Here is a 19,461-nt window from a genome sequence, read left to right as displayed (position 1 = left end):
GCTTGTAAAGAACTTTCCCTCCCATTATTTCATTTTACTTCATTCTGAATCGAACCTAGATCCTTACGGATAAGTGCTGCTACATCTAGAATGCTTTCGAGAACGTCTATGGAGTAAGCAGCTATCCTTCTGCAACTCTCAACAATATAGCTGTAGTAAATCATTGGCTTATCAATGCTTCTTCTTAGCTCAGCTTCCTTTCTCAGGAGAGAGATTGCCAGCTCGGTTGCTTTTACTAACAATGAATAATCAAATTTCTGGGCGAGCAGTGAAATTTGATCTAGAAGCGCCTTTGTCTGGGTTAAAAATGAAATGAGCTGCTCTAAATGATGCTTTTCTATTTCATTTCTATTGAGGGACTCTACAAGATTCTTTGCTATTGCCGAAACATGATCTCCAATTCGCTCGAGGGATTTCATTATGAGAGCGTAGTGAGGAAGGAGGTGTGGCATTATTCTATCCTCTGTCTCAGAAGAAGAAGCTATGGCTGTTATGTATCTAATCGAATATAAGTAGAGCCTATCTAAAAGATCGTCTCTCTTATAGATATCGCTCAATATTCCCGGATTGCTTTCTGAAACAGCCCTTACTATATCATCAACCATGGAGCAGATAGTTTTGAGCATTTTCTGTTGAGCTGATGATAAATTTGAAAATTTAAAATCAAGAATGACCCCCAAGGTTACCTCACTGGAAGTTTCCTCGATAACCTCGAGACCTAGAACTTTGCTCTTTAGAAATGAGATTACCTTGAGTATTCTTTCCTTGCACTCCACATCTTTCGCTATTATCTTAATCTCTTTAGCTCCTCCGAGATAGTGTGCCAGTATAGCTCTAGACATTACTTCGTCGCTCTCAATACATGAAAAATAGAGCTTTGGAGCTGGAGGTTCAGGTCTCTTCCCAGAGACAGGAAAAATTTTCAGGGAGCCATCTGCCAGTTTTTCTATTCCTACATCGCTCCCCTCCTCTATTCCCATCTCTTCAGCCCATTGCTTCGGTATGCTAACCACATATGTGGAACCACCAACCATCTGAACTTTTCTTCTGTACATGTGAAAGTACCTCAAGAACTATATATAAATAGGAAAAAGATAAATTTTCCTTTAAAAACTTATTATTTCTAAATATTTTTGATAGTCGGACTTCATGTTTACCATTTTATGAAACATGGGGAAGATCTTCAAATTGAGGATTGTTTTTCCTAAAATTTTTTGAGATTTGCCGTAAATATCGAAGTACGTAATTGAGGAGCACTAAGTGTATTTGAGTAATGTTAATAATTAAGCATAATTAATGTTAAATTGTTTATTTGCTTTTCAATGAGGTTGATTGTTCAGATGCTGCTGCTCCGCGATGCTGTGAAAAAAGTAAACTCTGTAGCTATAGTTGGTGCCACGCCGATAGAAGGGAAAATAGGAAACATAATACTGAGGAATATAGTTGATTGGGGGTTTAATGGAGATATTTTTCTTGTAAATCCTAAATACAGTTCCATTCATGGATATAGGGCTTTTCCATCTCTTCTTGACCTTCCCTCTATTCCAGATATTGTTGTGATTGCTATTCCGGAAAAGGATGTTGGAAAAGTCCTAGAAGAATCCGCTGAGATCGGAGCTAAACTGGCGGTAGTAATAACATCGAACGCCGAAATTAGTGAGAATCTGAAAGAAGAATTTAGAGAAAGGATGAGAATTATAGGACCAAACTCTGCTGGAATAACGCTCAGCAAGTATAAGCTGCACGCAAGCATCGAGGTTCCTCCTAGTACAGGAAAAGTTGGGATTGTAGCGCAAAGCGGCGCCGTGGGGGGTGTTGTACTTTCTCGTCTTTCTTTACTCTCTTCAGGTGTATCATTCTTCTTCAGTCTTGGAAATTCCGCTGATATTAGCGTAGAAGATGCTCTTGAATACGCTATTGATGATGATAATACTGAAGCCGTTATAGCATACATAGAATGGTTGAAAAATGGTAGAAAATTCATTGATGTTGCTAGCACTTTGAGAAAAAGAGGAAAACCGCTTTGCGTTCTGAAGGGTGGAAGAGGGGAAGCAAGTGAAAAAGCAGCTAGGTCACATACTGGAGGAATTGCAACCGACTACTCTCTATTCAAGGCAGCTGTAAGACAGGCAGGGGGATATTTAGCAAGTGATTTGGATGAAGTTGTGGAAGTTTGTGAGGTAATGCGGAGAATCAGGATTGCTGACGAACCCAAGCCAATTATAATTACCAATTCTGGAGGGGTTGGGGTGATCTCAGTTTCCCTGATGGATGAGCTTGGAATAAAGGTGAAAATTCCTTCCATTGAAATACTTCCACAGAAGTACGGAGGGAAGGTCAAGCAAGGCAATCCTTTGGACCTAGGAGGAGATGCCTACATAGATGATATCCTTGAAGTTCTGAGCAATAACAGGTTGCCTGAAGAGTTTAACCTCTCTGTGCTCATCTATGTTCCAACAGCATCCGAAAAGCCAGAAAAGATTTCAGAAGCAATCAAGAAGAGGGCGAAAGACTTTTCCCTTCCAACAATTGGAATGTTCGCTGGGGCTGGAAGCGTTGAAATCATTGAGAGTGTTTCCTCAGTTATTCCAGTAGTTTCTACTTCTGCAATCCTTTCAAAGGCGATACATGCACTGTGGATGAATAGGGGGAATAAAGATGGAGATGAATCCTCTTAAAGCAAAAGATGGGGAAAAAATTGCTTTGATGGGAAATGAAGCTATAGCTAGAGGTGCTCTGGAGGGAGGAGTATGGATAGCTGTCGGCTATCCAGGAACCCCTTCCAGTGAAGTTATAATGACTCTCCAGGAGTTTGGAGCAGAAATTTATGCAGAATGGGCAGTTAATGAAAAGGTTGCGCTGGAGATAGGTATAGGAGCCTCCATAGGAGGTGCAAGGAGTCTTGTCACCATGAAGGGGCCTGGGCTGAATATTGCATCTGATCCCCTCCTTTCAGCCTCATACTCTGGAGTAGATGGAGGACTTCTTATACTGGTGGCTGATGATCCGGGGCCCATCACAACACAAACAGAGCAGGATAGTAGATGGTATGGTCCTCTAGCAAAGCTTCCTCTAATTTCTCCATCAAATCCTCAGGAGGCTAAGGACTATACAGTTATAGGATTGGAATTGAGCGAGAGAGTACAGCTTCCGGTTATTTTAAGAACAACCACGAGGGTGAATCATGCTATAGGAGAGGTTGTTCTAGGAAAAATTTCCGAACCTAGAAAATTCAGATCTTTTAAAAAGGACCCCCAAAGATTCATCAGGGCGGGCATGACATGGAATCTTGAAAGGCATAGATGGCTTAACGAGAGGCTTGTTGAGTTTGAAAAGCTAGCTGAGAGCTTCTCGCTCAATAGAGTTGAGGGAAATGGAGAAAAATGCATAATTACTGAGGGAATAGGCTATCAGTATGTAAAAGAATTTCTATTGAATAAAATAGAAAGCGGAGAAAAATTCAGGATCTTGAAGCTAGGTCTTCTTTATCCTTTTCCCAGGGATTTTCTGCGAAAAGCATTGAGAGGCTGTAAGGAAACTATTGTTGTGGAGGAGCTGGATCCGTTTTTAGAAACTTTTCTCAGATCGGAACTATTGACATTTGGATTTTCCACCAGAATTATTGGCAAAGATAGTGGGCACCTTCCCAAAGAAGGGGAGCTGGATTTAGAAAAGCTGCGAAATCTGTTACTGGGAGGTCAGAATGTGAAAGACAGAAGCCTGGACTCAGCTGTACCTATCGAGGTGCCTCCAAGACCGCCACCGCTTTGCCCTGGATGCCCTCACAGAAACTCATATCTAGGGATTCTTGGAGGCATAGCAAGAGCTGGCTTCAGCAGAAAGGACATACCAATATTTGGCGATATTGGATGCTACGCTTTGAGTGCTTATCCTCCTCTGAGTGCTATTTGGACAGAGCATAGCATGGGAGCTAGTATATCGATGGCAATGGGCCTGAAATTAAGCGGCTTTGAAAAGCCTGTAGTCGCTACGATAGGAGACTCCACTTTCTTTCATACAGGAATTCAACCGCTAATAGAAGCTGTTAACAAGAGAGTTGATATGCTGGTCGTAATTCTTGACAATCAAGTGGTAGCAATGACCGGTCATCAAGCCACTCCCTCCTGGACAAAAACCGAGACTGGCAGAGATGTTAAGGAAGTAAAGATAGAGGAAATAGTTCAGGGCATTGGAGTGGATGAGCTGAAAATAGTTGACCCATATGATCTGGATAGTATGGTGAAGGCTGTTGCTGATTCAATAAATAAGAGAGGAGTGAAGGTGATTATCTCAAGAGCTCCCTGCGCAATTCTTGAAGCGAGAAGAAAAGGCAGGCCCGCATATTACACAGTAATAGAAGATAAGTGTACTGGTTGCCTTGCATGCTTAAGAGCAACGGGATGCCCAGCGCTTTATGTCAACGAAAAGGGAAAAGTGAGTATCTTTGAAGAAGACTGCTACGGGTGCGCACTGTGCGCTAGATATTGTCCTACAAAGGCCATAGTGAGAGGTGATTCTGTTGGGAAGAAAGATTAACATCCTTATATCCTCAGTTGGCGGACAAGGAGGGCTATCGCTCTCGAGAATGATAGCTGAGGCTTCAAGACTAGCGGGATATAGCATCGCTACAGGTGAGACTCTTGGAATGGCACAGAGGTTCGGCAGTGTAAAAAGCTTCGTCAGGGTTGGGATAGGTGAAAAAGTATATTCTCCAATTTTCCATAAGAACGAGGCTAATTACATGCTTTGTTTAGAAATAATTGAGTGTGCTAGAAACCTTGAATATCTCGATACGTTGCTAGGATGGATTATATTATCATATGACTTCAGACCTCCTGTATCAGCATCACTGCTTCCCTCGAAGGAAAAAATTGATTCTTCACTTCTTCTAAGGAGAATCTTAAGCTATTCTGGAGAGAGAGCTGTCTTAATAGATCCAAAGGAAGTGAGGGAAATTTCAGGTAGCTCCAGAGCCATAAATGCTTCAATCCTCGGTGCATTTGTTGAAATTTCAAAGATCTTTGATGACTCCCATGCAATGACAGCCATTGAATTAGTTCTCAGAAATCAAAAAGCTGTAGAGAGCTCAAGAAAAGCATATATTTTTGGAAAATCACTTAAAGGGATCGGCGATGCCTATTCACCTCGACGATTGATTTAGAAGGATCTTTGCTTTCAATTAGCAAGAGATCAATTTCTCTGAATTTCTATTTTGCTTCATATGCATACGTGCAGAAAAAATTTCAGAGCACTGAGGATTCGAAAGAAAAAAACACCTTTTCTAAAAATATTTTTAAATTATTCAATTTTTTTAGAAAAAAATATCTTAAGCTATATTTAAATATATTCAAATTAAACAATTTACTAAGGGTGAACTGAAAAGTGGGTGAACAAACAGTCCCAAAGAAAAAAGGAACCGCAGTTTATTTGTTAGTAGGACTGCTGATCCTTGGTCTCATTGTTGGATTCGCTGTAGGCTGGCTGGCGAAGCCTTCTCCCCCTTCGGTGTCTCCTTCGCAAATCTGTGCTATCCAGAAAAGCAAATTCACCAATCCACCTCCTCCAAATCAGACAGTCACTATAATTTATGGGTTTGACGCCAACTATCCGCCATTTACATATATTCTGCCAAATGGAACTGCTGCTGGCTTTGATGTCGATGTGATGAAGTGGATAGCTCAGAAATACAATTGGACCTTGGTCTTCAAGCCGTGGGATTGGTCAACAATTGTGACTGCTCTGGTAAATGGGGACATAGACGTTATCATGTCTGGAATGACAATAACTGCTCAACGTTCTCAACAAGTATGGTTCTCCATTCCATACTATTCATATATTCACGAGGTTGTCACTAGAAGTGATGTTAATTTGTCACTGGAACAAATATTGAATTCAGGTCAGCCCATAGCAGTTGAGCTCGGTGCCACTTCTGACGAATGGGCCACAAAATTGCTCAATGAGGGATATCGCTTCCAGAAATTAGGGCTAGATTCCTATACTGCTGCTACAGAAGCTGTTCTGAAAGGAACTGCTATAGCAATGATAACAGATTCTGCTTTCTTTGAACCTTATCTGAGAACTCATCCAGATGCAGCAGCAAAGCTCAGGGTAGTTTCAACTTTGGGGTCATATGAGAGCTATGCCGTAGCAACAAGGCCGGGAGATATATGGCTGAGAAACCAGATAAATGCTGCCCTCTCGGAACTTATGTCCAGTCCTATGTGGGATCAATTGTTGGAGAAATGGAATTTGAAGTGAGGTGAACATATTGGTATCGCTGGGCCTCCTCGAGAGCTATCTTCCATACATGCTGGAGGGGGTGCTTTGGACTCTCGCTCTAGTAGGAGGAGGTCTATTGCTAGGATTTGCCATAGGTTTGCCTACCGCTATTTTCAGGGTATATGGAGGAAAAGTGGCGAAGACTATTGTTGATACCTATGTTTGGATATACAGAGGAATTCCACTGATTGTTCTCTTGTTTCTCTATTACTGGGGCATATTTCCAATCGTTTTTGGTATAAAGCTTTCAGCTATGACAACCAGCATATTAGCTCTGGGAACGAGGGATGGGGCGTATCAGAGCATGATTTTTAGAGCAGCCCTAGAAGCTGTGGATCCAGGACAGATGCTTGCTGCCAGATCGCTAGGGATGGGAAGATGGGAAGCCGTTCGCACCATAATTCTCCCCCAGGCTCTACGAATAGCAATACCAGGATGGACAAATCAATATGCTATAATGCTTAAGGACTCCTCCATATGCTTCGCCCTCGGTGTTGTGGAGATTCTCACGAGAACTAGATATGTTACAATATCAATAGGCTCATATTTCATTCCCTACCTTATAGCAGGGATCCTTTTCATATTTCTGACATACGGCGGTACGAAAGTGTTCAATATTCTCTATGAGAGGGTTCAAATACCTGGGTTGGTTGGGGGGAAGTAGATTGCCGGATAGCAAGGCTGTACTGATTGTGGATAACCTGAGGAAAAGCTATGGGAACAAGGTTGTTCTAGATGGCGTCAGCCTAGAAGTTGAAAGAGGAAGGACCAAGGTCATATTAGGTCCCAGTGGTGTTGGAAAGAGCACCTTATTGAGATGCATAAACCTCCTAACTGTACCGGACTCAGGAAGAATATGGCTTGAAGGAGTGGAGCTGACAGATCCTGATATAGACATAAACAGGATGAGGCAAAGAATCGGCTTTGTGTTTCAGGAGTTCAATCTATTCAACCACCTAACTGTTTTGAAGAACGTGATGATCGGGCCGCAGAAAGTCAAGAAATTGCCAGAAAAGGAAGCATTCATGATTGCCTCAAGGTCTCTGGAAAAGGTCCACATAGGAAGAGAGCTTTGGAACAAATATCCTGCTCAAATTTCAGGCGGAGAAAAGCAGAGGGTTGCTATCGCAAGGGCTCTAGCAATGGAGCCATCCATAATACTCTACGATGAGCCGACTTCTGCTCTCGATCCAGCACTGGTTGGGGAAGTCCTCCAAGTGATAAAAGAGCTGTCAAACTCTGGAATGACCAGCCTAATAGTAACGCATGAGCTTCATTTTGCTCTCGAGGTAGCCAATGAATTGATTTTCATGTACAATGGAAAAATTGTGGAGAAGGGCTTACCCGAGGAGATCATTTCCAATCCAAAACACGAGATTGTTAAGAAGTATTTTGCTTCGATATACAGAAAAGCGAAGTGATGGATTATGGATTTCTGGTCTGCATTTCTGAGCACTCTTGCCAGAGGAATAATTGTTACGCTGGAGATTCTAGCTATCTCCATGCCCGTAAGTGTGCTTTTGGGAATTGCCTTGGGTGCAGCAAGAGTTTATGGAAATTGGCTGATTCGGGGAATAGCATCAGGCATTGTCATCACATTCAGAGGCTTCCCAGTTCTCGTGACGCTCTTGATCCTTTTCTTCGGACTTTCTGACTTTGGGATTTATATTCCCCCATTCTGGACTGCGGTGATAGGTTTCATCCTTTGCTCTGGTTCCTACCAGTCTGAGTATGTAAGAGGAGCCATAAGATCAATAGATATTGGGCAATCTCTAGCAGCTAAGTCCCTAGGAATGTCCAACACTCAAGAAATTCTGTACATAATTCTTCCACAAGCAGTGAGGAGAGCTTTTCTCGGTATATCAAATGAGTTGATATACCTAGTGCAGTATTCATCTCTCGCCTTCGTTGTCGGAGTTCCAGAGATGTTTGCAGTAACAAAGACTTTCAATTCTCTCTATTTCAGACCTGTTGAGACTTTTTCCACGCTGGCAGCTGTTTATCTGACAATGATAAGTGCTCTAACTATTTTCTTCAGATTTATGGAAAGGAGGCTCAGCATACCTGGACTTGAAATATTCACAAAATAATCTTTTTTTTATGGAATATACTTTTCTGGGTTCATTATTCCCTTATCATCAATAGCACTCTTCACTTTTTTAATTAGCTTTTTCAAGTTATCATTGAGATATTTTTCCGCGTAGCGTCTTCTCGTATAGCCTATGCCATGCTCTCCGGTTATGCTGCCTCCCATCGAAATTACAGCATCATATATTTCATCTCTCATTCTTTCCAAAGATGCCTCATCCAATCCACTGTAGAGAAGATCTGGGTGAAATGTCCCATCACCCAAATGTGCAAGGAGGGGAATTCTCACGTTGTATTTCTTCTCCAAATCTTCAATGAATCGGACAAATCTTGTCAGTTCTCCCAGGGGGACAGAGACATCTAGTCCCTCAAACATTTCGTTCTCATAAGCAGAATAAACTTCGCTCCTTATCTTAAGGATCTCCTTCTGCTCATCATCTCTCTCCGCTAATATTGGCTCACCTGATGCTTTTTCCTCTAATATCTTAGCAATCCCTTCCAGCTCAGTATATAGCATTTCTATAGTGGGCTCAACTAGAACCAACATCAAATAGAAATCTCCATTACCATATCTCCATTCTATTCTCAAATATTCTGCTGTTTTCCTCAGAGAATCCGAATCAACAAGCTCGAGAGATAGGGGAACATAGCCCTCCCAGAGAAGTTTCATTGCAGAATCGATAGCATCATAGGCATTTCTATACGGTACGAGAATCGTTGCAGAATTTTTAGGCTTCGGGTACAGCCTTATCCAAGCACGCACTATTATTCCAAGTGTCCCCTCGCTACCTATAAAGAGATGATAGAAGTTAGTTGCCATGTTGTTCTTAGGCGTTTTCCCTCCTATCGTGGCGATTTCTCCATTGGGAAGAACAACTTGAAGCCCGAGCACAAAGTTTCTCATAGTTCCATGCCTAACTGCTCTTGAACCTCCTGCATTACAAGCAATCAAGCCACCTATTTGAGCCCCCTCATCTCCAGGATGAGGTGGAAAGAATAGACCATTTTTCTCAGCCTCACTAATTAGCGAGCCCAGCGTTGCTCCAGCTTCAACATCAGCTACCATGTTCTCCTTTTCAATTATTATTCTGTTGAGCCTCTCAAGAGAGATTATTATTCCTGGCTTAGTAGGAACAGCACCTCCTGTTAGTCCGGTTCCTCCTCCTCTCGGATATATAGGTATAGAAGCTTCGTGAGCCACACTAACAACTCTGGCTACTTCCTCTATGCTTCCTGGCTTAACCACAATAACATTTTCTGATGCCTTTGGTCTAACAGCGGATTGGGTTCTGTCATACAGATAGGGTTCAATGGCTCTTGGATCTTTGCTTAGCCATCTTTCCCCAACTATGCGCTCTAATTCCTTAGCTATTTCGTGAATCATTTTCTCCACAACTATGATTTGGTAATACTATTAAAAATCTTTAATTAGAAGGACTTAGGAAAATGATTTAAAAGGGGGTTGAACAATCAGTGACAGTCACAAGGGCTATTTCTCTGAAGATGAGCTACCCTTCACGCTCAATATATGAGACGCTAAAAAATCCTGATAATCTTCTGAAGATTATTCCTGCGAAGTTAAAAATTGAAAAGAGAGACAGAGAAGTGATACAGTTCAAGATGAGTGGTTTTGATTTTGAGGGAAATATAAATGGAATTGTAGAAAGCAAGGAGCTTGGAAAGGATTACTTTCTTGTAACATTTTCTGCCTCGGGAGAAACTTCTGTTGGAGTGGGCATAATAAGATATAAAACGAAGGTTGACTTAAAAATTACATTTGAGATTATCCCAACTGGCTCATTTACCGATTTGAGAATAGAGCTGTCATATACTTCCCCCAATGAAAGCAGCTTGACGAAGAAGGCAATCGAGTTCTTGGATTCCCTGGGAAAAAATGTAGAATCACAGCTTCCATCTATGATATCCTTACCAAAGCAGGTCATCTCTCTACCTCCTGCTCAGGAAAAGCAAAGAGAAAAAATTGAAACCCCTCAGGCACCATCAGTCGAGGAAAAGAGGATATTAGGGGAAAAATCCTCGCTATTCGATTTTGACGAGAACCTCTCCAAAAAATTAGGTGATCCAGCATTTCTCACTGGCCTTCTTGGGAAATCAAAGTCAGTGGGGATGGAAATAGATATAATAAGCGAGGATTTACTGAGAAGAATTGCCGAGCAGAGCAAATCCTCATCCTCATTTCTGCTAATGAACTGCAAGTCCTCTGCTGGAAAGCTAAGAGTCATATTAAAGAATGGAAAAATTGTAGCTGCTTCAGGAGAATTAGAGGGAAAGATCATAGAGGGAGAAGAGAGCATAAGATCCTTTTATGGAAAAGAGATGATGTGCCCTATCTATGAGGTAACTGTATAACAGTTTAGTCGAAGAACATTGAAAGAATACGGTTCAACTATTGCTTTAATGGAGTAGCATGGTGTTAAAATATTTGCTCTAAGATTGCTTTTCCTTCAATGAAAGATTTTACCGCATCAACTGTGGAATAGTCCATGCATTTTATAGCTTCATTTGTAGCATAAGCTACATGCGGAGTTATTAGGACGTTTGGAAAAGATAGCAGAGGATGATCGCTACCTATAGGTTCTCCCTCAATTACATCCAAGCCAGCAAAGCCAATTTTTCCAATTTTTAATCCATGTATGAGCGCCTCTGTGTCTATTATTGCTCCTCTTGCTGTGTTTATCAGGATTACTTTATCTTTCATTTCCTCAATCTCCTTCCGTCCAATCATGTGATAAGTTTCCTCTGTTAGTTCGGCATGAATAGAAACTGCATCAACCTCTCTTAGCATTTCGTGGAGATCGACAAAGGGCTGAAAACCCTCATCAAGAATCTTCTGAGAAGGAACATAGGGATCATATACTAAGACGCTTGTGCCGAATCCTCCCTTCAAGATTTCTGCAAATCTCTTTCCTATATATCCATATCCTATGATTCCTATTTTCATTCCTCTTATGCTCTTAGAGAAGAAGAAGCCGCCGCTTTCACCAACCCTCTTCCACTCTCCGCTCGAAACCCAAATGCGAGCTTTCCACAGCATTTTTACTCCTTCCAATAAGAGAGCTAAAGCATGTTCGGCGACTGCTTCGTTCTCGCACCAACCAGGAACTCTTGCTACAATAATCCCCTTTTTTCTCGCTGCGGAAACATCCACGTTATCGTATCCTCTTCCATGAACAAAAATCATCTTTATATCATCATTAAGCTCAAAAAATTTTTTTCCAAATTTAGGAAGCATTGGTTCTGTAATTGCCACAGAGTAGCCGCGCAGCTGTTCTGCTAGGTCTGCTTCATTGTCTGAGCCATAGATCTCAACAACATTGGAAATTTCCTTGAGCTTTTCAATGGCATCTGTAAAAATTCCGAATAGCTCTAGCTTGGGAGACCTAACTACTGCTACGTTCAAGGAACTAGGCACCGTCTGAAGCTTCTTTATATAAATATTTATTGATTTTGTCCTATGAGCTTCACTGATTTTTCTTTAAGTTATGTCCAGAGTAAAAATCGATGAAAAATTAGATCGTTTCCACATTCAATCCAAGGAGCTCTCCTGCAGCGGAGAGCTCTTCCACCCAATCTCCTATAATTAGAGCGTAATGATTTCCAATGCTTTTTTTCAGGATTTTTTCTGCATTTTCCATCTCTATCAGAACCTGAGTCCTGCAGAGATCTTCTCTCCATTTCCATTCCTTTATTCTTCCTTTGCCAATCCTGATTTTTTCCAGCCCAGAATCAATTCTGTAAATTGTGACAGCTTCTCCATATGGATAATCAACACTTATTCCAACTCCAAGGTTAGATTCGAAGTGAGTTGTCAGTTTGAAAGAAGAAATAAGAGGAGCAGTACAGTGAGCAATCAATATCTCTCCTTTTTTCAGTATAGCAGGATTTCCCATGAATGCTGGACGTTCTGTCACGAACTCTCCAAGAGCCATGGATATGAGGAGCGGCACATCGCCCTCGCATGCTGCCGGAAATACTTTTGTGTTCATCAGCGACATAGAGAGACAAGCTGTAGTTCTCTTCGCTAGTATTAAATCGAAGCATTTAACTGTCAAGCCACATAAATTATATTTTTTAGCGATCTCCAGAAGAGCTCCATGAACCCTCAGCGCCTTGCTAATTTCCTCGCGGCTCACCTCTATCTTCCGGGCTTTTTTCGTTATTTCATTCATGTCTTGCTGTGCATCAATGTTATCCATAAGTTCGAGCAATTCTTGAAGCGGGATCTCCACGATCTCCGAGCCCAATTTCCTTTTCACATCAGAGGGATTTACCCTGCTGTATACTAGCCAATCACTTACTCCTCCTACTACGCCTAGCCTGCAGCTCTTCAGCTTTTCAATTCCTCTCTTTGCCCTTTCTAATGCATCCACCATTCGTAGAAGCGAGTCTGGTCCATCATACTTATGAAGATGCGGCTCCTTTCCCATTTGCCTGAGAAGAGCCACAGATTCCAGAGTTGCTGGAAGGCTATTGAAGGAGTCATGATAGAATAAATGGAGATTTTTGCTCATGTTTCCAATATTCACTATTACATCTTCCGTACCACCAGTAGCGACAAGAACTATTGAAGAAGAACAGCTCTGGGGAATCTCTTCCTTTTTGCTAATTACTCCAATGAATTTTATCTCATCTTTCATACCAGAGAGCTTCTCCTGGATTTCCTTGGCAAATTTTTTCCCTAGTTCAAGACCAAGTACAGAGGTAGCTATAATTAAACATATATCGTTCTCTTCGTTCATTTCTCATCACTCCTTCTTATATGGGACTCCTGCATATTTGGGGGGTCTAGATCTTCCCAGGACTCCTGCTGTTACAGCCAAGGTTGCCACATACGGGATTATATTCAGAAGAGTTACAGGAATGATCTGTTTCAGTGCTGATATTTTGAGCCACTCTATGATTACCCAGAAGAACCCGAAGAGATAACTGCCAAGCAACCCGAGCAGTGGATTCCAATTGGCAAAATTAACGATTGCGAGAGCTATGAATCCTCTCCCAGCAGGAAGATCTTTAGTTATGGTAGTGAGCCAATCTAAGGACATGAAAACACCTGCCAGGCCAGAGAGAGATGATCCTATGACCGCTGCCAGCAACTGCATTCTCTCGACTCTTATCCCAGAAGCATCGGCTGAGCGGGGATCCTCACCGCAAGACCTCAGAGAAAGTCCAAAGCGCGTATGAAACAGCAAATAGTAAACTAGGAAAACGATGATGATGCTGCTTATGAATATTGGAGAGACACCAAAGACGCTCGGAACCTTAGCCTGAGTGCTGGGATTGTAATAGCCCCTCACTCCCCAAACAGCATAGATGCCATACGGCACGAAGCCCAAGGCAAAGAGGTTTATCCCCAAGCCACTGACAATGTGATCCCCCTTTAAGTAGGCTGTTATGAATCCGTGCATGAGCCCAATTAGGGCTCCCAAAGCTACGGCAGCCAAGATTCCAGCCAAAGGGTTCTTGAGACCATCCCCAACTACCACTCCTATGAAGGCTGAGAGGAGCATTATTCCCTCCAATCCTATATTCACAATTCCTGCCCTCTCTGAAAGTATCTCCCCCGTAGAGGCGAGGAGGAGGGGGGTTGAAGCATATGCTGTCTGAATAAGGATGTTTGCTATCATAGATGAATCCATTGTCTCCTTCACCTCTTTATGTAAGATTTCAAAATTCTTATGAGTCCAGGAATTGCTAGAACTATTACAATAATTCCTTGAACAGCTTGAACCATTTCAAGCGGAACGCCAGCAAATATCTGCATCGATGTTGCTCCCGCAGTTAGAGCTCCAATAAATATGGATGCTGGAATTATGCCTATGGGATTGTTTCTTCCAATCAATGATACGGCTATCCCATTGAAACCCAAATTGACGAGATTTGTGAGCCCAGTCACAATTGCATATGTGGGCGGTCTACCAATTGTCTCCATAACTCCTGCTAATCCACTCAGCAAACCGCTTATAGCAAATGCCTCCAAAGCAACCAACGATGTCTTTATACCTCCATATTTTGAGGCAAAAAGATTCAGTCCAACTGCTCTAATCTCATAGCCCACTGCTGTTTTCCACATTATAATGTACATGACAACCACTACCCCTATTGAAATTATTATTCCTGAATAGAGTGATGTATTAGCAACAAGGAGAGGCAATCTTCCTGCGAGTGGTATTCTAATGGTTCTGTCTGGAGAAAGGGGATCATAGTAAATGTTCGCTCTAGCGTACTCGACAATCCAGAATGCTATCCAGTTGAGCATTATTGTAGAAACTACCTCGTTTACTCCCTTCCAGACCTTCAATGCTCCAGCTGCCAATGACCAGAGCACTGCTAGTAAAATCCCTATTAAGAATTCCATTGGAAGGTAGAGGTAGGATGGCATGGCTATTGATGCCGCTATTATCGCTCCTAAAGCAGATATATACACTTGTCCCTCTGCCCCAATGTTAAAAAGTCCAGCCCTAACACTAACAGCGAAGGCGAGGCCTGTGAGCATAAGAGGAATGGAATAGCTCAAAGTTGTATATAAGCTATAGAGAGAGCCGAAAGATCCTCTGAAAAGGTAGTAAAAAGCATCGGCGGGGCTGTAACCACCTGCCCTAATTAGAACAGCAGAAGCCCCAAGCCCAATAGCAGCAGCCAGTGTTACTTCTAGAAAGCCAACAATGCTTTCTCCATATTTTTCCTTTATCCTTGATAGAGTGTTCAAGTTTATCAGCCCCCTCTCATTATTTCACTCAACCTATATCCTCCCATCATCATTCCTATCTCTCTCTCATTGAGAGAGAATGTCTCCGCTATACCCATGAACTCTCCATCGTACATAACTGCCACTCTGTCGCTGAGTTCCATGATCTCATCTATATCACTTGATACGAGTAGAACTGCTTTTCCCTTTGTTTTAAGATCAACGAGCAGTCTTCTAATATACTCAGTCGCTCCTACATCTAGTCCTCTAGTAGGTTGTGCTGCTATTATTAGTTCAGGATCCTTCGATAGCTCTCTGCTGACAACTACTTTCTGCTGGTTCCCTCCACTTAGTCTCCGAACAGGAGTGTCTAGTCTCGAGACAACTATTTCATATCGCTTGATAAGCTCCTCAACATAATTGTAAATTGCTCTGCTATTGAATATTTTGAGAGAATTGACAAATCTTCTTTTCTTGTGCATTCCAAGGATAGAGTTCTCCCATACACTCATGTCAAGAATGAGACCGGTTCTCTGTCTATCCTCAGGTATATGTGCCATTCCCATTTCATAGAGTGATGATGGAGAAAAATTTGTAACTTCTTTCCCTTTCAGAATGATCTTCCCTTTCTCTGGCTTTCTCAGGCCAGTTATTGCTTCTACTAGCTCGCTCTGTCCGTTGCCCTCAACTCCTGCTATTCCGAATATTTCCCCTTTCTTTACTTCAAATGCTACTCCCTTCACTGCCCAAGATTTGTCCCATCTTCTCACCCAGAGATCGCTAACTTGCAGGACAGTCTCTCCCGGAGCAATGATAGGCTTCTCTATTTTGAGAAAAACTTCTCTTCCTACCATTAGCCTGGCAAGCTCCTCGGGAGTTGCTCTAACTGTCTCCAAATTGCCACTGACTTTTCCCCTCCTAAGAACAGTGATCCTATCGGTTATCTCCAAAACTTCCTTTAGCTTGTGAGATATGAAGAGAATTGTTTTACCCATCTTTTTCAAGTTTCGAAGGCTTACAAAGAATTCTCTAACTTCTTCGCTGGTCATGTTTGTTGTGGGCTCGTCTAGAATGAGTATATCTGCCCCCCTGTAGAGCACCTTGAGAATCTCGATCCTTTGGGCTATCCCTAGAGAGAGATCCTCAACTCTCTCCTCCAACGGGACTTTGAGCCCTGTGGTTTCAATGAGTTCCTTTAATCTATCTTCACCTTTCTGTCTGGATGGAATGCCCAGAAATATGTTTTCCCTTGCAGTAAAAACCGGAACCAGTGCTGGATGCTGATGAACCATGCCTATTCCCTTTTTTATCGCATCAGCACTGCTTTTGAAGCTCACCTCTTCTCCGTTTATCTTTATTTTTCCCCTTGTTGGCCTTATGTTTCCGTACAATATTCTCATCAGTGTTGTCTTTCCTGCGCCGTTTTCTCCTAAAATTCCGTGAATTTCTCCCTTTTTTATCGTGAGTGAAACATCATTCAGTGCTACTACACCATCAGGATAAACCTTCGTTATGTTCAGCATTTCAATAGCGTTCTCTTCTTGGCTTGACATGATATCTGACACCTTCAAAAAAGGGTTTTTAAAACTTTTAAAGAAATGTGTTAAAAAAATTATCCAGTTGGAACTCCAAGCTTCGCTCGTATATCTTTAATTTTTGCTGAATCAAGAGCATTGTTCACTATTAGCGATTCAATATCGGAGAATTTCAGCCCATAAGCAGAGATGTTTTGATTCACCTTGAGCGTGTTGGTCAGATTGGCAACTGCCTGCCATATCCACTGAGGTATGGAGTTTCTCATGCTGCCAACCTTCTGGAAGATCTGCGTCTGGTTTACAGTCTTTCCAGCCTGCACAGCTATCTGAAGGAACGTATTGAGATCGTCGAGGGAGCTAAGAGCAACTCCTCCCTCGTTCAGCCCCAGCACTAATTGTCCTCCATACTTGGAAATGTTCCCTGAATAAAAGCTCAACGCTCTCTGGACTGCATCGTATACTCCTATATCGACTCTCTTTTCTACGCTTGCTATAATGTAGCCTGGCTTTATCCAATCCTGGTCGCTGTCAACTCCAATGGCAAAAGGTGGTCCCATGGTTCTTCCTCTCTGCATGTTGTACTCTTCAACCGCATCGAATATGCCCAGACCTGTTGCTCCTGCTACGTTGTAGACTATTCCAGCACCCTGAGCAAGCTGAGCCTGTGTTGCTGTTTTTCCCTTTGCTGGATCATTGAAAGATCCGGTATATGTCCAAAGCACATTGAGGGGAGTTACATTTTGACCTGTGTATTGCTGATAGAGCTGCTCCCCATACCTTATTCCCCAGTAATATCCTGCCTCGAATTTATAGAGAACTGGAATCTCCATCCCCAGCACCACACCAACGGATGAATAGTTATAGTAGTGGGCTATCATGGCAGCTAGTGCTCCAGCTAGCGCGCTGCCTTCCTCCTCCTTGAATGTTACGCTCAGAACATTTGGTTGCGGGACAACTGCATCAATTATTGCGAAGTTCTGATTAGGATATTGGGCAGCTGTCTGATTAACAGCATCAGCCATCAAGAAGCCAACTGCTACAATTACCAAGCAACTTCCGCTTTGGGCCATTGTATTGAGATTTGGTAGGTAATCGTTTTGGGAAGTGCTCTGAGCCTCCACAAGCTTAAGACCAAAGTCCTTTGCAGCTCTGCTTGCCCCCAGATATGCCATGTCATTGAAGCTTAGATCTCCTCTCCCGCCAACGTCATAAACAATGCAGATACTGTTCCTAGAGAGATTGGTTGTAGTTTTAGGTGGGGATGTTGTAGTTGCTGGTACTGTAGTAGTTGCAGAAGGAGCTCCGCCTCTTTCTGCCAAGTAAATTCCCAAAATTGCAACTGCTATTACTATAACAACAATAGCTCCTACTATTGCTGTTGAGACAGTTCTCATTTAAAATGACCTCCGGGTTTTTAGTTGATTCTAATGAGAAATTACATTTAAACTTTTCTTTTATTAATTTTTATCAAAAATTATAGATATGAGGAAGAGCGCTATGGAGATCTTGGATGCCAGTTTAGTTGGAGAAGATGGAAAGGAAATTAAATTGAAGGACTTATTAAAAGGAAAATGGACTGTTCTATATGTATATCCAAAGGATAACACACCTGGATGTACTGCTGAGGCAAAAGAATTTTCTGAAATATTATCAAAGTTCGTTGAACTAAACGTACAGGTTTATGGAATAAGCATGGATTCGCCCTCTTCACATAAAAAATTCAAGGAAAAGCATGGTTTGAATGTCCCTTTGCTAACTGACAGAGATGGAAGTGTGATACGAAAACTTGGTGCTTGGGGAAAAAAGAGCGGTGAAAAAGAAGGGATCATTAGAAGCACGTTCATTTTCGATCAGGAAGGTAAGTTAGTTTGGAGAAAAATCGGGGTTAAGCCTAGGGGTCATGCAGCAGAAATCCTCTCAATAGTAAGGGAAATGATTTCTGAGAAGAAGCAATAACCTGTTAATAATTACAATAATAATTTTTAAATATTACTGTTTTTAACTTGCTTGTAGTAGAGGAGGTTAAATACTATGTTGGAATCCCTCATTACAGCTTCGATATTGAGAGATTCGCTTGAGGACTGGATCACCTTCTCCAAAGGGGTAGATGTGATAGTTGTTGGGGCAGGACCATCAGGAATGGCGGCAGCAAAATATCTTGCTGAGAAGAAGATCAAAGTTCTCCTCATAGAGAGGAGATTGAGCGTGGGAGGAGGTATTGGAGGTGGAGGAAATCTTTTTCACAAGGTGGTTTTGAACAGCCTGGCCAAAGATATCTTGGAGGATTTTGAAATTAAATACAAGAAGATTGAGGATTCTGGACTTCTAGTTGTGGATGCTGTGGAATTGATGATAAGACTTGCAAACGGTGTGCTGGATTCTGGAGCAAGAATATTATTGGGAACTTCTGTGGAAGATGTCATCGTGAGGGATAACCCTCCCTCTGTGCATGGGGTAGTTACCATTTGGACAGCAGTGGAAATGAGTAGTTTGCATGTTGATCCAATATTCATTCCAGCTAGAGCAACAGTAGACGCTACAGGACACGGTGCTGAAGTGATCAGAGCTCTCGTAAAGAAAAACCCCAATTTTGGAATCACTCTGAAGGGAGAGTCATCCGCATATGCAGAAAAATCAGAGAAAGAGGTCGTTGAGAAAACAGGTAAAGTGATTGATGGCCTATATGCCTGTGGTATGTCAGTTGCCGAGCTATACGGTCTCTATAGAATGGGCCCAATTTTCAGCTCTATGCTACTGTCGGGAAAAAAGGTTGCTGAGATCATAGCCAGGGATTTAGCCGTATAATTTTTAATAATTAAATTTTTTGGCTTCCTAAAAACCTTGAAAAAGGCA

General features: G+C 42.1%; 18 protein-coding genes. 10 read left to right on the top strand and 8 right to left on the bottom strand.

What is annotated here, in order from left to right:
• Nucleotides 1-29 precede the first annotated feature (29 nt).
• Complete coding sequence (locus QXR92_06195; GenBank protein ID MEM0319590.1) at nucleotides 30-1,055, bottom strand: phosphate uptake regulator PhoU; 1,026 nt, start codon at nucleotides 1,053-1,055, stop codon at nucleotides 30-32.
• Nucleotides 1,056-1,322: 267 nt separating this feature from the next.
• Here QXR92_06195 and QXR92_06190 point away from each other — a divergent pair, with 267 nt between their 5' ends.
• From QXR92_06190 to QXR92_06160, 7 genes are all read left to right on the top strand, one after another.
• Nucleotides 1,323-2,678: a CoA-binding protein gene (locus tag QXR92_06190; GenBank protein ID MEM0319589.1), complete on the top strand. Its 1,356-nt coding sequence runs from the start codon at nucleotides 1,323-1,325 to the stop codon at nucleotides 2,676-2,678.
• A complete protein-coding gene (locus QXR92_06185) occupies nucleotides 2,659-4,536 on the top strand; it encodes an indolepyruvate ferredoxin oxidoreductase subunit alpha (protein ID MEM0319588.1) in 1,878 nt (625 codons plus the stop codon). The genes QXR92_06190 and QXR92_06185 overlap by 20 nt, the downstream gene beginning before the upstream one ends.
• Nucleotides 4,520-5,161 (top strand): 2-oxoacid:acceptor oxidoreductase family protein, encoded by a 642-nt coding sequence (locus QXR92_06180; protein MEM0319587.1) that lies wholly within the window; start codon nucleotides 4,520-4,522, stop codon nucleotides 5,159-5,161. Before QXR92_06185 ends, QXR92_06180 begins: the two co-directional genes overlap by 17 nt.
• Before the next feature lie 221 nt (nucleotides 5,162-5,382).
• Nucleotides 5,383-6,258 carry an ABC transporter substrate-binding protein gene (locus QXR92_06175; protein ID MEM0319586.1) on the top strand — a complete coding sequence of 292 codons (876 nt, stop codon included), beginning with the start codon at nucleotides 5,383-5,385 and terminating at the stop codon, nucleotides 6,256-6,258.
• A 10-nt stretch (nucleotides 6,259-6,268) separates the two neighbouring features.
• Complete coding sequence (locus QXR92_06170) at nucleotides 6,269-6,943, top strand: amino acid ABC transporter permease (protein ID MEM0319585.1); 675 nt, start codon at nucleotides 6,269-6,271, stop codon at nucleotides 6,941-6,943.
• Nucleotide 6,944: 1 nt separating this feature from the next.
• Nucleotides 6,945-7,700, top strand: coding sequence for an amino acid ABC transporter ATP-binding protein (locus tag QXR92_06165; protein MEM0319584.1), 756 nt, complete (start codon nucleotides 6,945-6,947; stop codon nucleotides 7,698-7,700).
• 6 nt (nucleotides 7,701-7,706) lie between these two features.
• Nucleotides 7,707-8,369 carry an amino acid ABC transporter permease gene (locus tag QXR92_06160; protein ID MEM0319583.1) on the top strand — a complete coding sequence of 221 codons (663 nt, stop codon included), beginning with the start codon at nucleotides 7,707-7,709 and terminating at the stop codon, nucleotides 8,367-8,369.
• Nucleotides 8,370-8,377: 8 nt separating this feature from the next.
• On the opposite strand, the gene QXR92_06155 is transcribed toward QXR92_06160, so the two are convergent.
• Nucleotides 8,378-9,751, bottom strand: coding sequence for an FAD-binding oxidoreductase (locus QXR92_06155; protein MEM0319582.1), 1,374 nt, complete (start codon nucleotides 9,749-9,751; stop codon nucleotides 8,378-8,380).
• Between the two features lie 89 nt (nucleotides 9,752-9,840).
• Here QXR92_06155 and QXR92_06150 point away from each other — a divergent pair, with 89 nt between their 5' ends.
• Nucleotides 9,841-10,737, top strand: coding sequence for a hypothetical protein (locus QXR92_06150; GenBank protein MEM0319581.1), 897 nt, complete (start codon nucleotides 9,841-9,843; stop codon nucleotides 10,735-10,737).
• Nucleotides 10,738-10,801: 64 nt separating this feature from the next.
• Here the strand turns inward: QXR92_06150 and QXR92_06145 are convergent, their stop codons facing one another.
• The 6 genes from QXR92_06145 to QXR92_06120 form a co-directional block, all read right to left on the bottom strand.
• Nucleotides 10,802-11,788 carry an NAD(P)-dependent oxidoreductase gene (locus QXR92_06145; protein MEM0319580.1) on the bottom strand — a complete coding sequence of 329 codons (987 nt, stop codon included), beginning with the start codon at nucleotides 11,786-11,788 and terminating at the stop codon, nucleotides 10,802-10,804.
• Nucleotides 11,789-11,897: 109 nt separating this feature from the next.
• Nucleotides 11,898-13,127 carry a hypothetical protein gene (locus QXR92_06140; protein ID MEM0319579.1) on the bottom strand — a complete coding sequence of 410 codons (1,230 nt, stop codon included), beginning with the start codon at nucleotides 13,125-13,127 and terminating at the stop codon, nucleotides 11,898-11,900.
• 6 nt (nucleotides 13,128-13,133) lie between these two features.
• Nucleotides 13,134-14,024 (bottom strand): ABC transporter permease, encoded by an 891-nt coding sequence (locus QXR92_06135; protein ID MEM0319578.1) that lies wholly within the window; start codon nucleotides 14,022-14,024, stop codon nucleotides 13,134-13,136.
• Between the two features lie 8 nt (nucleotides 14,025-14,032).
• Nucleotides 14,033-15,094 carry an ABC transporter permease gene (locus QXR92_06130; GenBank protein ID MEM0319577.1) on the bottom strand — a complete coding sequence of 354 codons (1,062 nt, stop codon included), beginning with the start codon at nucleotides 15,092-15,094 and terminating at the stop codon, nucleotides 14,033-14,035.
• A gap of 5 nt (nucleotides 15,095-15,099) precedes the next feature.
• Entirely contained in the window at nucleotides 15,100-16,626 is a 1,527-nt protein-coding gene (locus tag QXR92_06125) for an ABC transporter ATP-binding protein (protein MEM0319576.1), read from the bottom strand.
• 59 nt (nucleotides 16,627-16,685) lie between these two features.
• Nucleotides 16,686-18,002, bottom strand: coding sequence for a BMP family ABC transporter substrate-binding protein (locus QXR92_06120; GenBank protein ID MEM0319575.1), 1,317 nt, complete (start codon nucleotides 18,000-18,002; stop codon nucleotides 16,686-16,688).
• A gap of 103 nt (nucleotides 18,003-18,105) precedes the next feature.
• Here QXR92_06120 and QXR92_06115 point away from each other — a divergent pair, with 103 nt between their 5' ends.
• Nucleotides 18,106-18,564: a peroxiredoxin gene (locus QXR92_06115; protein MEM0319574.1), complete on the top strand. Its 459-nt coding sequence runs from the start codon at nucleotides 18,106-18,108 to the stop codon at nucleotides 18,562-18,564.
• A 75-nt stretch (nucleotides 18,565-18,639) separates the two neighbouring features.
• Nucleotides 18,640-19,413 carry a sulfide-dependent adenosine diphosphate thiazole synthase gene (locus QXR92_06110; protein MEM0319573.1) on the top strand — a complete coding sequence of 258 codons (774 nt, stop codon included), beginning with the start codon at nucleotides 18,640-18,642 and terminating at the stop codon, nucleotides 19,411-19,413.
• Nucleotides 19,414-19,461 lie beyond the last annotated feature (48 nt).

The organism is Fervidicoccaceae archaeon (assembly GCA_038734945.1).
In the GTDB taxonomy this organism is placed as follows: domain Archaea; phylum Thermoproteota; class Thermoprotei_A; order Sulfolobales; family Fervidicoccaceae; genus ARK-14.
This window is presented reverse-complemented; position numbering and strand designations above follow the sequence as displayed.